Origin of the sequence: Brachyspira pilosicoli, assembly GCF_019402445.1 — a bacterium.
In the GTDB taxonomy this organism is placed as follows: domain Bacteria; phylum Spirochaetota; class Brachyspiria; order Brachyspirales; family Brachyspiraceae; genus Brachyspira; species Brachyspira pilosicoli_B.
On sequence record NZ_SRZM01000004.1, the window covers coordinates 1 to 4,455 of the forward strand.

A 4,455-nucleotide genomic window follows, 5' to 3' on the forward strand; every position below is an offset into this window, starting at 1 on the left:
ATGATACAGGAAAAACTACTATATTAAAATTTTTATATTGTATAACTCATCAGCTTAAAAACATAAAAAATAACGATATTGGAGATTGCAATATATTTCAGTATATTAATAATCTTTATGCTTTTAATAATTTTCAATTTGACACTAGTAATAAACCAATAGATAAACTAAAAAATCTTTATCTGTATGATGGAAATACTATTAATTTTAATGCTTCTATTTTAAATAGTAAAAATGAAACTATAACTTCCAATGATAAAATTAATGGCTACAATTATGATTATAAACCTTTATTCATACCTGCTAAAGAAATTTTATCTATTATGAATACAGTTATTTATCTTAAAAATCAAAATATAGAAAGCGGATTTGATAATTCATATACTGATATAATTTATGAAATATTTACAAGAAAAAATATTGATGAAAAAGAATTATTAAGCTTTTTTAAAAACAAATATGATTTTTATAACGGCAATATACAAATAGATGAAAATACTAATGCTGTTAATTATTATAAAAATGACGGCAATATTTATAACATTAATATAACGGCTGAAGGAATAAAAAAGCTTGGAATATTTGAAGTTCTTCACAGTACAGGTAATTTAACAAAGAAAAGTATTTTATTTATTGATGAGCCTGAAAACAATTTAGACCCTAAAATGCTTCGTGAGTTTATGAGGTTTTTAGTTGATATTTCAAAAGAAGGCGTGCAAATATTTATTGCTAGTTATGATTCATCAGTTTTAAGTCAGCTTAGTCATATTGCCTTAAAAGACAATTATCCGATAAATGTATATTTCTTTATAAAAGAAAATAATTACACAAAAATAGATGGAGCTTATGATATTTCAAAAACTTGTGCAGAATTAAAATAATATTAAAAAGCATGTTGATAAATTTTTTATTGTTATTTTTCCCGCTTTCGCTTTGTTTTTATTCAACTTTTTCCCGCAGCTTACGCTGTGCGGACTTCGTCAAAGTTGCAAAAAGTGCGAGTAGTATGGCTAATATACTAGGAATATATTAAAAAGATAATAGCAATATTTTAGCTAAAGATTGCAGTTCTTTTGCTTCTTTTATATCAATAAAAGAAGTGGGGGTGCTACCCTACGGGTACGCTTCGCAGGGGGGCTAGCCCCCGAGAATAAAAAACATAAAAATATTTTTTGACAGACTTAAAAATTTTTTAATATATATTACATTTACTTTAAAACAAAACAGGCGGCTTCATCGCCGCCCTTTAAATATATTATAATAATAAGGAAAATTATTGAGATTTTTTCATGTCTTCTATTACTTTTGCAAGTATTGATATACCTTTATCTATATTCTCAAAAGAAGAGTTAGTATAATTCAATCTAAAAGTACCCTCTCCTCTTTTTCTCTCATAGAAAGGCTCTCCTGCTGTAACTGCAACTCCTGCCTCTGCTGCTCTCTTACCTAATTCTATAGCATCTAAACCTTTAGGTAAAGTAGCCCATATAAACATACCGCCTTCAGGATGTGTCCAATGCATATCTTTAGGCATGTATTTATCTAAACATTCAAGCATACAGTTACATTGTTTGCCATATAAATCTATAATTGTTTTTATATGCTCATCATAATCATTATCTTTTAAATATTCAGCAACAACCATCTGAGAGAATATATTAGTATGCATATCTACAAGCTGTTTATACTCTTTCATTTTTGTAACAAGCTCTTTTACAGGTGAAGCAATCCAGCCTAATCTTAAACCAGGGGCTACTGTCTTTGAGAAAGTACCAAGAAGTATAGCCTGCTCTCCTAACAATTTACCAAAAGAATTTTGATGCTCGCCTTTAAATCTTAATTCTCCATAAGGATTATCTTCTACAAAGAAAGTATCGCTCTTCTTTACTATATTAGCTATCTTTTCTCTAACTTCATTAGTATATGTTATACCAGTTGGGTTTTGAAAAGTAGGAATAGAATAAAAGAACTTAGGATTATATTTTTCTATTACATTTTTAACTTCTTCAACATCAGCACCATCTTCTTTAAGATTTACTGTTTGAATATTTGCATTATATAAGTGAAAAGTTTGTAAAGCAGCCAAATATGAAGGGTCTTCAAGCATAATATTATCCCCAGCATCCACTAATACAGAAGCTATAATATCTAATGCCTGCTGAGAACCATTTGTAATAACTATATCTTTAGCCTCTAAATTAATACCGCTTTTTTTGTACCTGTTGGCAATAAACTCTCTTAAAGGCAAATAACCATCAACACTGTTATACTGTAAAGCACCAGCACCATTATTTGACAGCACTTTAATACAAGCCTCTTTTACAGCCTCCACAGGAAATGATGAAGGATTAGGAAGTCCGCCTGCAAATGATATTAAATTACCCTTAGCAGCAACTTCTAGCATCATCTTAACAAAATCGCCCTGAAAATCTTCTTGTAATGCTCTTTTAGATAATCTTAATTTCATAAATATATCCATAAATAAAATTTTCTGTATTATACAATACTATTAACAATAATGCTATAGCTATACTATAAAATTTTTTATATTTTTACAATATCCCCTATCAAAACCTTTTTCTCCCAATTTATATCATTTTCTCTTGGAGAAGGAAATGTCTTCCAATTAACTTTCTCATTTGCTACCCATACTTCCTTAGATTGAAAAACACCATTATTATTCATCCAATCATTTAGCTTTTTATAATATAAAGATTTATAAGCATAAGTATAATAAAGCTTATTATTATCTATAATATATCCTTCCATAAAAGTAACTTTTACAGAAGTATAAGCAGAAAATACAAGCATAAACTTATTAATAAAATCACTGTTGCTATAAACAGCCATCTTATTATTTTTAGCTTTTATTAAAGTAAGTTTTTTTTTATTATCTATAATAATATCACCATTCTCTTCAAATAAATATTTTTTATCACTATTTACAACTTTTCTTTTAACTGCTTTAATCCAATCTTTATCATAAGATATAACTCTGCTATTAGTGATAAAAAATAAAACAGCAATGACAATAAATATTACAGCTATAATAAATATATATTGCACTATGCTAAAACCTTAATACAATTCTCCTGCATAAGAACCCTCTGCCCAGTTAACATCTTCAGGCTGCGGTATAGGGTATTCTGTCCATTTAGCATCTGGTTTTGCAACTTTTGTATTGTTGCTTGATATAATATTATTATCTTCCCATTTTTTTAATTTTGATTGATAACTCTCTACATAATTTATATATCTAGTTAATTTAGAACCATTCAAAGAATATCCCTCAACTAATACTACTCCAAGAGTAGGTGCAGATTCATAAAAATAACTTAAAGGTACTTGATGTGTATAATAAACTTGAGTATCTGACCTAGCACCCAAGAAATGATATTCTTTTATTAATGAAAAAGGAGACCTTCCTGAAACTAATACCAAATTTCCTCCAGGTATTCCTTCATATAAAGCCCCTTGCATATCTATAGTTTTTCTGTTAATAAAATTCACCCAGTTTTGTGAATACTCACTATCTTTGGTAATATTTTGGGCATTTAATAAACTAAAAAAACTAATAGATAACAACAAACAAAATAATACTTTTCTCATAATACATACTCCATAATATACTCATACTAATTAAAATAAATAAAATTAGTAAAAGTAAAAACATTATGTAAATATTATCGTAAATTATTTGTTTATTTATTAAAAAATACAGAATTTATTCATATACAAATATTCTTTGCATAATAATATCAGATATACACTCAGCAAGTTCTTGAGGTTTTATAGTACAATCATTTAAAATCCATTCACTAATTACAGTAATAAAAGCTCCAGAATAAAAAGCACCCATCACATTAAAGAAATAAGGTTTATCAGGCTTAGCAAGCTTCATATCCTTTACACCCTCTATAACATAAGATTCTAAATACTTTTGTAATATCTTTGTAATGCTGTTATCTTTATTGTTTTGAAAAATAATCTTTAAATATTTTCTATTAAAATAAAAATACTGCAAAATCTTTATCATTATATCTATATGGAAATCTTTTAATTTATCTTCTATTTTATATCTTTGCAAATCTTCTAAAAACTTTGCTTCATACTCATCTAACTTAGATTTTAAAAGTTCATATTTATCATTAAAGTAAGTATAAAAAGTACTTCTATGCATATTAGCTTTTGAACATATATCTATAACTCTAATTTCTTCAAACGGTTTTTCTTCGAGCAAGGCACCTAGAGCATCTTCTAATATTTTCTTTGTCTTATTTACTTTGATAGTGGATTTATTGTTCAAAGCTTTCATAGATTTACCCAAAACATAATTATTTTTACTATATTATATATATAAATTAAATAATGTAAACTTTTAAATTAAAAAATATCGATATTTTATTATAATTATATTATTATTATTGTTTTTTTATATTATAAAAATTATAAGGC

5 protein-coding genes are annotated in these 4,455 nt (G+C 26.7%); 1 reads left to right on the plus strand and 4 read right to left on the minus strand.

Going from position 1 to position 4,455, the window contains the following annotated elements; translation table 11 throughout:
• The coding region (locus E6A48_RS00055) for an AAA family ATPase (protein WP_219708022.1) at nucleotides 1-881 on the plus strand (881 nt) is incomplete at its 5' end.
• Nucleotides 882-1,273: 392 nt separating this feature from the next.
• Here E6A48_RS00055 and E6A48_RS00060 read toward each other — a convergent pair.
• The 4 genes from E6A48_RS00060 to E6A48_RS00075 form a co-directional block, all read right to left on the minus strand.
• Nucleotides 1,274-2,467 (minus strand): aminotransferase-like domain-containing protein, encoded by a 1,194-nt coding sequence (locus E6A48_RS00060; protein WP_219708023.1) that lies wholly within the window; start codon nucleotides 2,465-2,467, stop codon nucleotides 1,274-1,276.
• A gap of 77 nt (nucleotides 2,468-2,544) precedes the next feature.
• A complete protein-coding gene (locus tag E6A48_RS00065; protein ID WP_219708024.1) occupies nucleotides 2,545-3,066 on the minus strand; it encodes a hypothetical protein in 522 nt (173 codons plus the stop codon).
• 12 nt (nucleotides 3,067-3,078) lie between these two features.
• Complete coding sequence (locus E6A48_RS00070) at nucleotides 3,079-3,609, minus strand: hypothetical protein (RefSeq protein ID WP_219708025.1); 531 nt, start codon at nucleotides 3,607-3,609, stop codon at nucleotides 3,079-3,081.
• A gap of 115 nt (nucleotides 3,610-3,724) precedes the next feature.
• Complete coding sequence (locus E6A48_RS00075; protein WP_219708026.1) at nucleotides 3,725-4,315, minus strand: TetR/AcrR family transcriptional regulator C-terminal domain-containing protein; 591 nt, start codon at nucleotides 4,313-4,315, stop codon at nucleotides 3,725-3,727.
• Nucleotides 4,316-4,455 lie beyond the last annotated feature (140 nt).